14 protein-coding genes are annotated in these 13,039 nt (G+C 44.4%); 13 read left to right on the forward strand and 1 reads right to left on the reverse strand.

Features of this window, described 5'->3' with window-relative positions:
- Positions 1 to 5: 5 nt before the first annotated feature.
- From CC90_RS0101165 to CC90_RS0101215, 10 genes are all read left to right on the forward strand, one after another.
- A complete protein-coding gene (locus CC90_RS0101165; RefSeq protein ID WP_031389011.1) occupies positions 6 to 917 on the forward strand; it encodes a DMT family transporter in 912 nt (303 codons plus the stop codon).
- A gap of 130 nt (positions 918 to 1,047) precedes the next feature.
- Positions 1,048 to 1,635, forward strand: a complete 588-nt coding sequence (locus tag CC90_RS0101170) for a helix-turn-helix domain-containing protein (protein WP_031389012.1) — start codon at positions 1,048 to 1,050, stop codon at positions 1,633 to 1,635.
- A gap of 523 nt (positions 1,636 to 2,158) precedes the next feature.
- Positions 2,159 to 3,622, forward strand: a complete 1,464-nt coding sequence (trpE, locus tag CC90_RS0101180) for an anthranilate synthase component I (RefSeq protein WP_031389014.1) — start codon at positions 2,159 to 2,161, stop codon at positions 3,620 to 3,622.
- A 1-nt stretch (position 3,623) separates the two neighbouring features.
- A complete protein-coding gene (locus CC90_RS0101185; RefSeq protein ID WP_031389015.1) occupies positions 3,624 to 4,190 on the forward strand; it encodes an anthranilate synthase component II in 567 nt (188 codons plus the stop codon).
- 229 nt (positions 4,191 to 4,419) lie between these two features.
- Positions 4,420 to 5,427, forward strand: coding sequence for an anthranilate phosphoribosyltransferase (trpD, locus tag CC90_RS0101190; RefSeq protein ID WP_031389016.1), 1,008 nt, complete (start codon positions 4,420 to 4,422; stop codon positions 5,425 to 5,427).
- Positions 5,428 to 5,599: 172 nt separating this feature from the next.
- Positions 5,600 to 6,397: an indole-3-glycerol phosphate synthase TrpC gene (trpC, locus tag CC90_RS0101195; RefSeq protein ID WP_031389017.1), complete on the forward strand. Its 798-nt coding sequence runs from the start codon at positions 5,600 to 5,602 to the stop codon at positions 6,395 to 6,397.
- Positions 6,394 to 7,023 carry a phosphoribosylanthranilate isomerase gene (locus tag CC90_RS0101200; RefSeq protein WP_031389018.1) on the forward strand — a complete coding sequence of 210 codons (630 nt, stop codon included), beginning with the start codon at positions 6,394 to 6,396 and terminating at the stop codon, positions 7,021 to 7,023. Before trpC ends, CC90_RS0101200 begins: the two co-directional genes overlap by 4 nt.
- Entirely contained in the window at positions 7,016 to 8,200 is a 1,185-nt protein-coding gene (gene trpB / locus CC90_RS0101205; RefSeq protein WP_031389019.1) for a tryptophan synthase subunit beta, read from the forward strand. Before CC90_RS0101200 ends, trpB begins: the two co-directional genes overlap by 8 nt.
- Entirely contained in the window at positions 8,193 to 8,969 is a 777-nt protein-coding gene (trpA, locus tag CC90_RS0101210; RefSeq protein ID WP_031389020.1) for a tryptophan synthase subunit alpha, read from the forward strand. The genes trpB and trpA overlap by 8 nt, the downstream gene beginning before the upstream one ends.
- Before the next feature lie 327 nt (positions 8,970 to 9,296).
- On the forward strand, positions 9,297 to 9,653 hold the full coding sequence (locus tag CC90_RS0101215) for a SpoVA/SpoVAEb family sporulation membrane protein (protein ID WP_031389021.1): 357 nt from the start codon (positions 9,297 to 9,299) through the stop codon (positions 9,651 to 9,653).
- A 78-nt stretch (positions 9,654 to 9,731) separates the two neighbouring features.
- Here the strand turns inward: CC90_RS0101215 and CC90_RS0101220 are convergent, their stop codons facing one another.
- Positions 9,732 to 10,235, reverse strand: a complete 504-nt coding sequence (locus CC90_RS0101220) for a DUF5721 family protein (protein WP_031389022.1) — start codon at positions 10,233 to 10,235, stop codon at positions 9,732 to 9,734.
- 265 nt (positions 10,236 to 10,500) lie between these two features.
- Here CC90_RS0101220 and CC90_RS0101225 point away from each other — a divergent pair, with 265 nt between their 5' ends.
- From CC90_RS0101225 to CC90_RS0101235, 3 genes are all read left to right on the forward strand, one after another.
- A complete protein-coding gene (locus tag CC90_RS0101225) occupies positions 10,501 to 11,337 on the forward strand; it encodes a DegV family protein (RefSeq protein ID WP_031389023.1) in 837 nt (278 codons plus the stop codon).
- Between the two features lie 212 nt (positions 11,338 to 11,549).
- Entirely contained in the window at positions 11,550 to 12,395 is an 846-nt protein-coding gene (locus CC90_RS0101230) for an MBL fold metallo-hydrolase (protein WP_031389024.1), read from the forward strand.
- Between the two features lie 15 nt (positions 12,396 to 12,410).
- Positions 12,411 to 13,010, forward strand: coding sequence for a Crp/Fnr family transcriptional regulator (locus CC90_RS0101235; protein ID WP_035315090.1), 600 nt, complete (start codon positions 12,411 to 12,413; stop codon positions 13,008 to 13,010).
- The last annotated feature ends 29 nt before the right edge of the window (positions 13,011 to 13,039 follow it).

Genomic DNA, 13,039 nt, shown 5'->3' on the forward strand with positions numbered 1-13,039 from the left:
TTAACATGAAAAAAACAGCACTCACAAGCAGCCTGCTCTTATTTTTGGCAGCCTGCATCTGGGGCTTTGCTTTTGTGGCACAAAGCCTTGGCATGAATTATATGGGGCCTCTGATTTTTAACGGCACCCGGTTTTTTTTAGGGGGAATCGTACTTTTGCCCGTAGTATTTATGGGACAGAGAAAAAGAGGCGAGGAGAGAGGAAAGACACCTTTCTCATTTGCATTAAAGGGTGGCGTATGCTGCGGGCTGGTGCTTTGCGCAGCTTCCATATTTCAACAGATAGGAATTAAATATACAACAGTTGGGAAGGCTGGATTTATCACCACTTTGTATATCGTTATCGTGCCGGTTCTCGGCTTGTTCCTGCATAAAAAAGTGCGGGGAAGAGTTTGGATAGCCGCCGCAGTTGCGGTATGCGGACTTTATATGTTATGTGTGGGCGAGAACTTTTCGCTGGGAAGAGGGGATATATTTACTTTCATATGTTCAGTCCTGTTTTCTGTGCATATTTTGCTGATCGATCACTTTGCGCCGAAGATGGACGGGGTGGTATTGTCCTGTATTCAATTTTTCACGGCGGGAGCGATTTGTACTGTTATGGGCCTTATTCTGGAGCAGCCCTCGTGGGGGCAGCTTCTTGCAGGAATCTGGCCGCTTTTGTATGCGGGTGTCATGTCCTGCGGAGTAGCATATACCTTGCAGATCATGGCCCAGAAGAATGTGGAGCCTTCCATGGCTTCCCTCATACTGAGCATGGAGTCTTCGGTATCGCTGTTAGGCGGGTGGCTTATCCTTGGGCAGGCGTTGTCGCAAAAGGAGCTGTTTGGCTGTGCCCTCGTATTTTCAGCGGTGATCTTAGTACAGCTTCCGGAGAAGAGTCCGAAAGAAAGCGGAATATATAAAGAGGCGGTCTGATTTTCCTTATGCAGTATTGACCAAGCCTCGATGCCCCGTTACACCTGCGTTTGTTCAATGCCATCTAAGAAAAATTATTCTCGGAACTATGCACAGGTATTTAGAAAACGTTGTACTAGGAGGTAACCTCATGGATTGCGGTAAAGTGGGCAAATTGATTTACGATTTGCGAAGAGAAAAAGGAATGACACAGAAGCAATTGGCGGATGCCATGCACATCAGCGATAAGGCCATTTCGAAATGGGAACGAGGGATGGGCTGTCCGGACGTGTCTTTATTGCAGGAGTTATCGGGAATCCTGGAAGTTAACATTGAAAAAATTCTGCTGGGGGATTTGGAGCCTAACAGTGCTGAGGCAGGAAATATGAAAAAAGTTAAATTTTATGTATGTCCTACCTGCGCAAATATCATAACCTCCGCCGGAGAGGCGCAGATATCCTGCTGCGGACGAAAGCTGACAGCTCTCGTTCCTCAAAAGGCGCAGGGAGCGCATAGTCTGAATGTGGAGACTGTGGAGGAGGACTATTATATTACGTTCTCTCACGAAATGAGCAAGGAGCATTTTCTTAATTTTATAGCTTTTGTTACTTTGGACAAGATACTGCTCATAAGGCTGTATCCCGAGCAAAGCGGCGAAGTGCGTTTCCCCAAGCTCAGAGGCAGGGGAACATTATATTTTGGATGCAGCCGTCACGGTTTGTGGGAAGAAAAATTATAAAATATAGTCTTGACATGAGCAAAATTCAGTGATAGAATACAGAAAATTAAATAAATCCATGAAAACCGTTGAAGTGGAGATAAAAACAGATGTTGCCCTTACAGAGAGCCGGGATTGCTGAGAACCGGCAGAATGCAGTTTGTTAAATGGACCACGGAGGGCGCAGTCAAAGGCTACCAGCAGTACAGCCGAGTATTCAGCGACGTAAAGCACACGTTAGTTGCTGGGAATATGATAGTATTCCTTAAAGAGCAGGAGATTTCGGCATATATTAAAACTTTTAGAATAGATGCTTCTCCTGAATCAAGGTGGCACCGCGGATAGAGATTCTAATCCGCCCTTGACAATATTTTTATATTGTCAAGGGCGGTTTTTTTGTGTGATAGGAAAATGCTCCTAATTATATAAAAATGGATGCGCAGCACATTTTTGTTCCGTGCATAAGCGCAAATTCCCAAAACGTGTTACTCGTTGAAATGTGCAATAGCCCTGTTCATCAAAAAAGTAAAAGGAGGAACCCAATATGTACACACCAACCATGGAAGAAGCTAAGGCCTTTGCCAAAGATTACAAGATGGTCCCAATCAGCCGGGTCATTTATTCCGATTTCTGCACCCCGATAGAGGTGCTCAGAATATTGAAATCGGTAAGCTGCCACTGTTATATGTTAGAAAGTCTTGAGGATACGGATCAATGGGGAAGATACACCTTCTTAGGTTACGACCCCAAATTGGAAATCACCTGCACGGACAGGACAGTGCGGATCAGCACGGGCACGGAATTAGTTATAAAGGATGCGAATCCTGCCCAGTATATCAGGCAGATTATCGAGGAGAACAAAAGCCCGCGGATCAAAGAGCTTCCCACTTTTACCGGAGGACTGGTAGGATATTTTTCCTACGATTATATAAAATACAGCGAACCTTCCTTGAATCTCGATGCCAAGGACGAGGAAAACTTCAAGGACGTGGATCTTATGCTTTTCGATAAGGTGATCGCCTTCGATAATCTGAAGCAGAAAATGATCTTGATCGTCAATATGAAGACGGATTCTCATGAGGAAAACTATAAGAAAGCAATAAGAGAACTTAACGATATGGAGGCGCTTATTACCAAGGGAACTCCGGCACAGATACAGCCCCTTCGTATCAAATCCGAGTTTCGTCCGCTTTTTAAGGAGAAGGAATATTGCTGGATGGTAGAAAAAGCGAAGCACTATATCAGAGAAGGAGACATCTTTCAGGTGGTGCTGTCCAACCGGTTGGAGGCAGATGTGGAAGGAAGCCTCTTCGATACTTACCGGGTGCTTCGAACGACCAATCCTTCCCCCTATATGTTCTACTTCAGCAGCGACGATATCGAAATAGCAGGCGCTTCGCCGGAGACTTTGGTAAAGCTGGAGAACGGCAGCTTATACACCTTCCCCTTAGCCGGAACGAGACCCAGGGGGAAGACGGAGGAAGAAGATGAGTCGCTGGAAAAAGAACTGCTTGCGGACCCTAAGGAGCTTGCCGAACATAATATGCTGGTGGACTTGGGCAGAAACGATATCGGTAAGGTCAGCCGCTTCGGTTCGGTTCATGTGGAGGAATACATGTCCATCGAGAAATTCTCTCATGTTATGCATATCGGTTCTACGGTAAAGGGGGAAATCAGACAAGATAAAACACCCTTAGATGCGATAGGCGCGGTGCTCCCTGCAGGAACTCTTTCAGGAGCTCCCAAGATCAGGGCCTGCGAGATTATCAATGAGTTAGAGAATAACAAGAGGGGAATATACGGCGGAGCCATAGGATATATCGATTTCACAGGAAATATGGATACCTGCATCGCCATAAGGATTGCATTTAAGAAAAACGGAAAGGTATTCATCCGCTCGGGAGCAGGAATTGTGGCGGACAGCGTACCTGAAAAAGAATATCAGGAGTGCATCAACAAAGCGAAGGCGGTAATGAACGCCTTGGAAACGGCAGAAGGAGGAGTCTAAAATGATACTGCTAATCGACAATTACGATAGTTTTTCTTATAACTTATATCAGCTTATCGGCTCCATAGACCCCGGAATTAAGGTAATCCGTAACGACGAACTGACAATTCCCGAAATAGAGAAGCTGGATATCAGCCATATCGTTTTATCGCCCGGCCCGGGCAGACCGGCAGATGCGGGAATCTGTGAGAAGGTGATCGAGCATTTTGCAGGGAAGATCCCGATACTCGGCGTATGCCTCGGACATCAGGCGATATGCGAAGTTTACGGCGCACAGATATCCTATGCGAAGGAGCTTATGCATGGGAAACAGTCCCAGCTATCGGTGGAGAAGGACTGCAAGCTTTTTAAAGGGCTCCCTGAGATGATTAAAGCGGCAAGATACCATTCCCTCGCCGCAGTGGAAGAGACCATGCCGGAGGAGCTGCTCATAACGGCGAGAACCGAGGACGGAGAAATCATGGGAGTGAAACACAGAGATTTCGAAGTATACGGCGTGCAGTTCCATCCCGAGTCCATCCTTACGCCGAATGGTGAAACGATACTCCGTAACTTTTTAAAGATGTAAGCAAATCTTTAGCGAATAAGAAGCAAATAAGCATAAGACACGAATAACTATAAGCTCCGAATAATCATAAGACGCGAATAGCTATAAGCTCTGAATAATCATAAGACACAAATAACTATAAGACGCGAATAATCATAAGAATTGAATAAGCATAAGAACTGGCTCAGCATAGAAATCGAATGAGTATTAAAACTGAATAGAATAGCAAAAACGGAAGGGAGATAAGAAGATGATAAAGGAAGCGATTCAAAAGGTAGTAACTAAGCAGGACCTGAGCTATCAGGAGGCGGAAGCGGTAATGGATGAAATTATGAGCGGCAGTGCCTCTCAGATTCAGATGTCCGCATACCTGACAGCACTGTCATTAAAGGGAGAGAATATTGAGGAAATCACCGCTTCGGCAGCAGGCATGAGAAAGCACTGCATTCGCTTGCTTCACGATATGGAAGTATTGGAAATCGTAGGTACGGGGGGAGATAAATCCAATTCCTTCAACATATCCACCACCTCGGCAATCGTCGTATCGGCTATGGGAGTCCCTGTTGCCAAGCATGGCAACCGTGCAGCCAGCAGCAAATGCGGAGCGGCTGACGTGCTGGAGGCGTTAGGAGTGAACATCAATATCTCTCCGGAAAAGAGCAAGGAGCTTCTGGAGAAAATAGGAATCTGCTTTCTGTTCGCGCAGAACTATCATATAGCTATGAAATATGTGGCTCCGGTGAGAAAAGAACTGGGAATCCGCACTGTATTCAATATTCTTGGCCCTCTTTCCAATCCGGCGGGAGCTAATATGCAGCTTCTTGGTGTATACGATGAGGAACTGGTGGAGCCCATGGCGAAGGTGCTTGCCAATCTGGGAGTCAAGAACGCAATGGTGGTGTTCGGTCAGGACGGCCTTGATGAGATTTCCATGAGTTCCCCTACCACCGTGTGTGAAGTAAGAAACAACGAGTTCAAAAAATATACGCTGGAGCCGGAGCAGTTTGGTATGGTAAGATGTAAAAAGGAAGAATTGCTTGGAGGAACTCCCGAGGAAAATGCGCAGATTACGCTCTCGATTCTGAAAGGAGAAAAGGGACCCAAAAGGGATGCCGTAGTGCTTAATTCGGCTGCGGCGCTTTATGTGGCGGACTCCTCTCTTACCTTACAGGAGGCGGTTTGCAAAGTGCGGGAAGCGATAGACGATGGAAGTGCATTTAAGCAACTGGAACGTTTTATATCCTTATCTAATTCCTGATATCTGATTTGCGGCAGAAGGAATTACAGGAAGAGATAAAGAGAATATAGAAATCGATTCAAAAACTGGTTTTAGAAAAAGGAGTTCACAGTGTGAAAAATGAATTTTTCACACGCAAATTTGTCTCTGCGGCCCAAAGTTTGCAGGTTATGAGAAAGGCATGGTTATTATTATGATATTAGAGGAAATTGCGGCAAAGACCCGTGTGAGAGTGGAGGAGCAGAAAAAAAAGAGAGACATTTATTCATTGCGAAGGGACGCGGAGGCAATGGTCTCCGATATGGAAAAAAGAGGAGACTTTCCCTTTAAGAAGGCGCTATCTGCAGAAGGGATGTCCTTTATTTGTGAGGTGAAGAAGGCTTCTCCGTCGAAGGGTGTTATTGCTGAGGATTTTCCCTATCTGGATATCGCGAAGGAATATGAAGAGGCGGGAGCGGCGGCGATTTCTGTGCTGACAGAGCCCTGTTATTTCCTGGGCAGCGACAGCTATCTGGAGCAGATAGCATCGGCGGTGAAGATACCGGTGCTTAGAAAGGACTTTACGGTGGATGAGTATCAGATCTTCGAAGCGAAGCTGCTTGGTGCCTCCAGTGTTCTGCTGATTTGTACGCTTCTCGAGGAGAAGAGGTTAAAGGAATATCTGGAAATCGCGCATAATCTCGGATTGTCAGCCCTCGTGGAGGCACATACGGAGGCTGAGGTAGAAGCAGCGCTTCGCGCGGACGCCGGAATCATAGGGGTAAATAACCGGAATCTGAAAACCTTCGAGGTTGACATAACAACCAGCAATCGTCTGCGGAAACTTGTCCCCGAAGAAATCATCTTCGTATCGGAGAGCGGAATCAAGACGGCGCAGGATGTGGCAATACTTAAGCAGAATAAGACGGATGCTGTACTGATTGGAGAGACTTTTATGCGGAGTCCCGATAAGAAAAAGCAGCTTTCCATATTGCGGGGAGAAGAAATGTGAAATCGAAAATAAAGATATGCGGACTTACGAGGGAATGCGATATCGATTATGTGAATGAGGCTGGCCCCGAGTATCTCGGCTTTGTGTTTGCAGGCAGCAGGAGACAGATAGACGAAGCAGGGGCAGCACGCCTTAAGTCCAGAACAAAAAGCGGGATAGCCGCCGTGGGCGTATTCGTGAATGCACCCGCAGAGCAGGTGATCAGACTTATGGAGAACGGTATCATCGATATCGTACAGCTTCACGGGCAGGAAACGCCCTCCTATGTGGAAGAAATCAAGCGGCGGGCAAACGGCCCGGTCATCAAAGCAATTCGTGTTGGAGAAGAAGAATATCCTTCCGCCTTTTTCGAAGAATATGCCAATGCGGGAGCTGATTACTTCTTGTTCGATAGTGGTACGTCAGGGGGTGGCTATGGAGGAACAGGAGTGGTCTTTGATTGGAACCGGATTCCAAAGACACCGCTTCCATATTTTCTTGCAGGTGGATTGCATGCAAAGAATATAGGGACTGCTATTTCTCATGCACAGCCCTATGCGGTGGACATAAGCAGCGGCGTAGAGACAAACGGAGTAAAGGATAGAGATAAAATATTGGAAATCATAAGGAGAGTCAGAGATGTCTAAGGGAAGATTTGGCGTACACGGCGGACAATATGTACCGGAGACGCTTATGAATGAAGTGATTAAGTTAGAAGAAAGCTACGAGTTTTATAAAAACGATCCTGAATTTAATAGGGAACTCGACGATTTGCTTAAGAACTATGCGGGCCGCCCTTCCCTTCTGTATTATGCAGAGCGAATGACGAAGGATTTAGGGGGAGCTAAGATTTATTTAAAGAGAGAGGATTTGAATCATACCGGCTCTCACAAAATCAACAATGTATTAGGTCAGGTGCTCCTTGCGAAGAAAATGGGAAAAACGAGGGTCATCGCGGAAACCGGGGCAGGACAGCATGGCGTGGCTACAGCCACGGCAGCTGCGCTCCTGGGCATGGAATGCGAGATTTTCATGGGAAAAGAGGATACGGACAGGCAGGCGTTGAACGTATACCGCATGGAGCTTCTGGGCGCGAAGGTACATCCGGTCACAAGCGGAACGATGACGTTAAAGGATGCGGTAAACGAGACGATGCGGGAATGGACCAACAGAGTGAGCGATACCCACTACGTATTGGGCTCCGTTATGGGCCCCCATCCCTTTCCTACTATTGTCAGGGATTTTCAGAGCGTAATCAGCAAGGAAGCGAGAGAACAGATTCTGGAATACGAAGGAAAGCTGCCTGACGCTGTGGTTGCCTGTGTAGGCGGCGGAAGCAATGCCATGGGAATGTTTTATAATTTTATCGGAGATAAAGAAGTGGCACTGATAGGCTGCGAGGCGGCAGGACATGGGCTGAATACGCAGAAGCATGCGGCGACCATCGCCAAGGGAACGCTAGGCGTATTCCATGGGATGAAATCCTACTTCTGTCAGGACGAATATGGACAGATTGCGCCGGTTTATTCCATATCTGCCGGTTTGGATTATCCGGGAATCGGGCCGGAGCACGCCAATCTGCACGACAGCGAACGTGCGCAGTATGTTCCCGTTACGGATGATGAGGCGGTGGATGCATTTGAGTACCTGGCGAGGACGGAAGGCATTATATGCGCAATAGAGAGTGCCCATGCGGTTGCCCATGTAAGAAAGATAGCATCCACAATGAAGAAAGACGACGTGATTATTGTCTGTCTTTCCGGCAGAGGTGACAAAGACGTGGCGGCAATCGCCAGATATAAGGGGGTAAATATCCATGAATAATATTCGTATACAAGACGCTTTCGATCACGGGAAAGCCTTTATCGGTTTTTTGACCGGCGGTGATCCGTCCATAGAGAAAAGTGAAGAATTTATTATGAAGATGGTGGAAGCCGGATGCGATTTGATAGAAATCGGAATTCCTTTTTCCGACCCTATAGCGGAAGGGCCGGTAATCCAGGAGGCCAATATCCGGGCACTAACCGCAGGAACGACTACCGATAAGATATTTGAGCTGGCGAAGAATGTAAGGAAGAAGACAAAGGTACCCTTAGTGTTCCTTACCTATCTGAATCCTGTATATAAATACGGATATGAGAAATTCTGTGTAAAATGCGAAGATGCAGGGGTAAATGGACTGATTATTCCCGATATGCCTTATGAAGAAAAGGGTGAGCTTTTGAAAGTGGCCGGAGAGTACGGAGTAGATATCATCTCTCTCATCGCGCCTACCTCGGAAGAAAGGATAAAAATGATAGCGAAGGATGCGAAAGGCTTTATCTACGTAGTGTCTTCCATGGGAGTTACCGGGATGAGAAGCGAAATAAAAACGGATCTAGGAGCTATTTTGTCTTCCGTAAAAGAGGCATCGGATACGCCCGCTGCAGTCGGCTTTGGTGTCAGCACTCCCGAACAGGCGGAGAAAATAGCGAACATAGCGGACGGTGTTATCGTAGGAAGCGCCATAGTGAAGATCATAGGGAAATATGGCGAAGAAGCGGGGCAGCCTATTTTTGATTATGTAAAAAGTATGAAGGACGCCATCCGCTAAAACATCTTTGAAAAGTCAGTGCCTGGAAATGTAAGTATGTATAGTATGTAAGATAATTGCTGTCATTTGATTTATTGATACATAAGATTGGAGGGCTTTCTCCGCCGATATCTGCAATTATGTTACTATTGAAATCTAAGCAGATGATTTCATTTATTTTAATAAGAAGATTTCCTAATTTACATAGATAAAATGGCTTTCAGAGGATTTTTCATTATTTAATCAATAAAAAATAATCGAATTGCACATAATATTCCATAAATAATTTTAATAAAAGCCTATGTCCATATAGGACATTCCGGCGGTAAAGAAAGGTATGGTTATTTTATGGATTATGTCAATGCTTTTTGGGTGGGCGGACTTATATGCGCTTTGGTACAGATATTAATGGAAAAGACAAAGATGATGCCGGGGCGCATCATGGTGCTTCTCGTGTGTCTGGGAGCGGTCATCAGCGTATTTGGAATATATGAACCCTTTCAGGAATATGCGGGAGCGGGAGCTTCGGTGCCCCTTTTAGGATTTGGCAACGTATTGATGAAGGGAGTGAAGGAAGCGGTGGACAGCGCCGGCTTTATCGGCATATTTCAGGGAGGATTTAAGGCGGGAGCAGTAGGAACAAGCGCCGCTTTGATATTCGGCTATCTTGCGAGTCTTATATTCAATCCGAAGATGAAGAAATAAAACGCTGCTATTTCAGACTTCCATATTTCTGTGTATCAATTGCGGCTATGAAGTCGCAGGATGAATGGTGACAATGAATCAAATCTCTTCCCATAGAAGCTGGTTTTTTTCCATGAACTTTTGAAAAGCCTGATCCCAAAGCTGTTCCGGCGTTTTGTCCATAACGAAGGTATTCGTGGAGATTCCTGTCATCAAGGATGCCGTGTTCCCATCGTACTTTATCGTCAGAGTAAATGCCTTAAGCTGTTGCTCCCCGCCCTCGACAGCAGCGTCCGACATGATTTTCTTCATATGCTCGGGCAGAAGATGGAGTACAAATTTAAAGCTTAAGGGAGTGCGCTTTCCCTTTATGAGTTGAAGGCATATAGGGCGCATATCCTTCCATAAAGAGAAATCGTAAGGGCAGAGGGAGAAATCCTCCTGCTCTTCTTTCGTATAGAAATCCTTCTGGATGCGTCCGTCAATGCGAAACGTATTGTAGGTAACGATGGCGCCCTCCTCCAAGAGAAAATAATCGAAGCTTTCCGAGAGAAGGAGCTTATTCATGAAGTTTTTTAAGTCGTTGATTCGATAGGCTTTCATATCTTACCTCTTTTTAATGAAATTGTTTCTGTAATCACAAGCTATATTAATAATAGCATTACTGCTATTATAGTTGAAAACAAAAAGTTAATCTATATAATTATAAAAAAAGCAGAAAGTATCTTTACAAGAAAATGGTAAGCGTGTTATTATAAGTAGTAATCAATACTACGTGGAATGGTAATTGTTATACTGCATAGTGATTTGGCTTACAAATATATGCCTGCAGGGTATGCGGGCCGCGAAGAAAGGCATGGTTATTGATATGAGCTATAAAATCGTTGTGGACAGTTGTTGTGAACTGCCGGAAGAATACAAAAAGGATGCGAGATTCGAAATTGTTCCTCTCGGGCTTGAGGTAGGAGACTATCAGGTCATGGATGATGAGACTTTCAATCAAAAGGAATTCCTGGAAAAAGTTGCGGCATATCCCGGCTGCCCCAAATCCTCCTGTCCTTCCCCGGAAAGATACCGCGAGGCATATCATTGCGAGGCGCAGGACGTCTTCGTAGTTACCCTTTCCTCAAAGCTCAGCGGAAGTCATAATAGCGCAGTGCTGGGCAAGAATTTATATCATGAGAAATACGGAGATAAGAATATTTATATATGTGACTCCGAATCAGCGAGCTGCGGGGAGACACATATCGCATTAAAGGCCATGGAGTTAGAAGAAGCAGGCCTTTCCTTCGAGGAAATCGTGAAGGAGCTGGATGCGTTTAGGGATGCTATGCATACTTATTTTGTTCTCGATAATCTGGAAACACTTAGAAAAAATGGACGTCTTACAGGCGTGAAGGCTCTGGTAGCCTCGACCTTAAGCATAAAGCCCGTTATGGGCGCAATAGGGGGATCGATTGTTCAAAAGGGGCAGGCGATCGGTATTAAAAAGGCGCTTACCAAGCTGGCCGATATTCTGGCGAAGGAAGTTGTGAAGTCCGAAGAAAAGGTGCTTATGATCACACACTGCAATTGCCCTGAGCGAGCGGAGTTAATAAAGAGCATGATATTGGATAAGGTACGTGTCAAGGATGCTCTTGTGATGGACACCGCAGGCATCAGCAGCATGTATGCGAACGACGGAGGAATTATCGTCACCATTTGACAAGAAATGTTAATAGAGAAATTTTTTGACTGGGATGGCCCGGACAATGTTTTTATTAAAGGAATATGGACTCATCGAAAGTATGCGTTGCATTACATTTGATGAGTCCATTTTGTAGTAATTATTTTTAATTCAGCGGCAACCCGCTATTATTTTTGCCCTGCTATTTCTTTTATCGAAAAAGTGGGGTAGTATTAGGAAGGAGTTAGTATATGAAATTAAAGATAATAGGTTCCGGAGGCTGCGTCAGTATACCGAGACCGCTATGCCAGTGCAGTATATGTACGGAGGCAAGGAAAAAAGGCTTTCCTTATGCGAGATGCGGTTGCTCCTTGTATATAGAGGATGTTAATATATTGATTGATTCGCCGGAAGATATTGCGTATGCACTTAATAATGCTGATATAAAGAATATCGATTATATCCTTTACAGTCATATAGACCCTGATCATACCATGGGCATGCGGGTAATCGAACAATTGCGGCTGGACTGGCTGGCAAATTCGATTGGAACAAACTGTAAAAATCCGATAACCGTAGCTTCTCTGCCGCCGATTATCAAAGATTTAAAATGTCAGGGCACGAAATACGGTTCGGCATTGGATTATTATGAAAGTATGAATTTAATAAATATCCGGGCATTTTCGGATATTGATCTTGCTTCCCTGCATATAGACTTGGTACCGGTTGATGAATCCGCAAGGGTAACTGTTTTTGTTTTTACAGAGGGTTTACATAAAGTGATTTATGCTCCATGTGATGTAAAACCATTTCCTGAAAATGATATTTTTATGGATGCAGACTGCCTGATTATCGGAGACACAATTGTGGCCGATATATTAAAAGGAGGCTTTGTTCTCGGAAAAGATAATCCGCTCAGAGATGAGCTGTTTGTTATGGATGAAGTTATTGGATTAAAGAATAAGTATCATATTAAGAGAGTGATTATTACTCATCTGGAAGAGGATTGGGGAAAATCCTACGATGATTATAGAAATCTGCAAAAGCAATTGGATGGAATTGAATTTGCTTATGATGGTTTGGAGATTATTTTTTAGGGAGTCTTATCCTATATGTCAGAGGTGATTAATATAAATTATGATAAAATAAGTACCTGTTTAGAACAAGGATTGCAGATTAATATCAATGAGAATATTGCCGGAATGCTAAATAGTCAGGCATCTGTTGTTACCTTCCAGGCAAAAGAAGTAATTTTACATGAAGGCGAAAAGTCCTTGAATCTATATTATATTTTAAATGGAATTGTCAGGGGATATTATACTGACAATCAGGGAAATGATATTACGAAATGTTTTAGTTATGAAAATGGTTTTTTTTCATCAGAAGGTTTACGTACACGTGAATCATCCTCATTTTCGATTGAATGTTTAGAAATGTGTCAGTGTATTCGCCTTCCTTATTCTCTGATAGATGAGATAATACAAACGGACGATCATTTAAAGGAAATTTTTCATAGGTTATATATAATGGAAGTTGAAAAGTTAGAAAAGAGAGCAAAGAATCTTATCCTGATGAGTGCGGAAGAACGATATATTGACTTTTGCAGTCAATGTCCGGAACTTTTTAGAAGAATAGACTTACAGTATATTGCCTCCTATATTGGAATCAGGGCAGCTTCTTTAAGCAGGATACGGAAAGAAATGAAAAAATAAGTTACAAATTAACATAGGTGAATTACAGG

This window comes from Kineothrix alysoides (assembly GCF_000732725.1).
Lineage (GTDB): Bacteria > Bacillota > Clostridia > Lachnospirales > Lachnospiraceae > Kineothrix > Kineothrix alysoides.